This window comes from Microcoleus sp. Z1_A1 (assembly GCF_036700305.1).
In the GTDB taxonomy this organism is placed as follows: domain Bacteria; phylum Cyanobacteriota; class Cyanobacteriia; order Cyanobacteriales; family Microcoleaceae; genus Microcoleus.
This window is the reverse complement of record NZ_JAUBOR010000104.1, coordinates 1-2,210: the sequence shown is the minus strand read 5'-3', so window position 1 is coordinate 2,210 and position 2,210 is coordinate 1. Positions and strand designations below refer to the sequence as shown.

Annotated in this window: 2 protein-coding genes; both read right to left on the bottom strand. The window is 43.8% G+C overall.

The features are described from left to right. Positions 1-9: 9 nt before the first annotated feature. A complete protein-coding gene (locus tag QT973_RS26900) occupies positions 10-741 on the bottom strand; it encodes a hypothetical protein (RefSeq protein ID WP_333392569.1) in 732 nt (243 codons plus the stop codon). A gap of 478 nt (positions 742-1,219) precedes the next feature. Continuing rightward, positions 1,220-1,549 carry a hypothetical protein gene (locus tag QT973_RS26895; RefSeq protein ID WP_333392567.1) on the bottom strand — a complete coding sequence of 110 codons (330 nt, stop codon included), beginning with the start codon at positions 1,547-1,549 and terminating at the stop codon, positions 1,220-1,222. Positions 1,550-2,210: the final 661 nt, after the last annotated feature.

The following is a 2,210-nucleotide window of genomic DNA, read 5'->3' as shown; positions in this document are numbered from 1 at the left end:
GATTATCGGTTAAAATCTCAGGGAGTTTTTGGCTCTGCTCGCGGAGCGCCGCTGTTCCAAAACTGTCCGAAGTATTGATACTTCCGTTGCAGCGTCGTTGACTGCTTCCTCTACCAGCCGGATGAATTCCTCACTATCTATGGCTTCCAAGATTTCTCGGATATCTCCCGCCTCTGGAATATCTGGGTAAATGCCACGCGGGTCAACAACCACACAAGGGAACCGGATGTGACGGGCAACCAGCCAGACTCCTTGACTTTTCTTGATACCCGCGTCATCGTTATCACGCAACACTGCAAGACTGACGTTTTTGCCTGTCGCTTGCAGAGTTTCGAGCATTATCTGATTTTCGGGGTCACTCCAATTGGAACCTTGCAGAGTCAGGGCTGCTATGCCGATACCCCGTGCAAGTTCTACGTTGTTCTCCCCTTCAAGAGTCAGAACGAGAACGGGTTCACCGTCTGGTAGTGCTTCTAGTAGTTCGATAACTTCATCAATCCGATATGCTGGCCAGCGAGCATCACCCTTGCTCCAGACTTCCTTGCCGCTAGGGTCTATGTGAATTTGGCGGCAAGTTTTGTCGCGTCCCTTTGGCTTACTTGCATCGGGCCAATCAAACCGCAAAACCTTTTGAGTGTCGCTGTAGGCGTAGGTAATTTGTGTGGCACTGTCGGGAACGCCTTTGGGAAAGTATTTGGGTTGTTCGGTGCGAGGTGGCTTTCCGGGTGCAGGCAGTCTCAAAAGTTTCGCGCCGATCGGAACTGGTACGGGTAGGTATCCCTTCTTTTTGGCTTTTGGTTTTTTTTGCCTGTGGCGCGGGATTGTCCTCTTTTTTGCACTCTGCTAAAAATTCAGCCAGTGGCCGGATAGCTTCCCGAATATCAGCGGTTGAGCAAGCGTTTGTCCAGCACTGGTACTTACCGTTCTTGTGGTTAATCCCTAGGCTGTGGCCCTCGCAAACAGGGCAAATATAGTAATTTTTGGCTTTGCCTGGTTCCAGCTTGTCCAGATGGTCGCGGATATCAAATTTTTTGGGGGTGCTTGAAGTTTGCTCGTTGTTCGAGTTATTATCGTAGGACATGATGATTTTACTTTTGGGTAAGTCAGCAATAAAGCCGTTCTTCCAGTCGCCAAACATAGAGAGAGCGGTTTTTTGCTGTGTATAGTTTTAAGCCACTGGAAAATAGGCGACAGGCTTAGGTCGCCTAATACCATTTTTTTAAAGATGTGATAGAGATAAAGAATGTAAAATCCACGACCATCCGGTAAGAAAACCAATGACACGATCGGTGAAAGATGCCAAAATTTCCTTTACTTTTGTGCGGAGTTCGTCAAGATTACTAAACACAGACCAAGCTAAAAAATATTTCAGATATTCCCACACTCTTTCTGTGGGATTTACTTCGGGACAAGCCGGAGGCTGAAATAGTAAAATAACATTGTCTGGTAATTCAGATGAGTCCAAATTATGAGCAGGTGCGTTATCAACTTGAATGATGTGTAATTGATGACTGATATTGTATTGACAAAAGTTGTAAATATGCTCCAAAACAAACTTTGTCTAAATGGGAAAACTCCCAAAAAAAACTCTTTCCAGTAGCGATTGATACTCCCCCATACAGCCAAAAACACTCAAATTTCCATTGATGCTTCCCCATGGGCTTTACGCCGGAAAGCGTCAGCTTGCGCCGACGAATTGTATGCAGCCCTATCCGCGTTTCATCACTACACCAATAAGTGACTTTTTTATATTTATTTACTTGAGGTAAAGCTTTGTCTAGTAAAGCTTTTATCTGTCGATGCAAGTTATTCTTAAATTCATTAATTGCCGTAGATTTCTGAGAAATACTGCGAGGTCTGGGAATTTTTAATTTAGTTTTTAATTCCCTATAAATAAAGAATATACAGCCGAGTAACTACTGGCTATTCCTTTAATCAACCATAGCCAAAGATGAACTTCTTTATAACTCTTAAATCCTTCGGGATCTCTCAACTCTTGTTGCAAGGTCGCTGCTCAGAAGTGTTGAATGATAGGAAAAGATTGCTAAACTTGGCCCAATAATGTATAATTGCAGAGTTATAAATTATTAATAATCAACTGAAATGCTATTTTCTAACTTCCCCAAAATTGTCGGGAGCATCCCGGTTTTGCGCTTTTGATCATCAAACGGATATTGATCCGTTAAGGTAGGCGCACCGAAGCTTAAGCA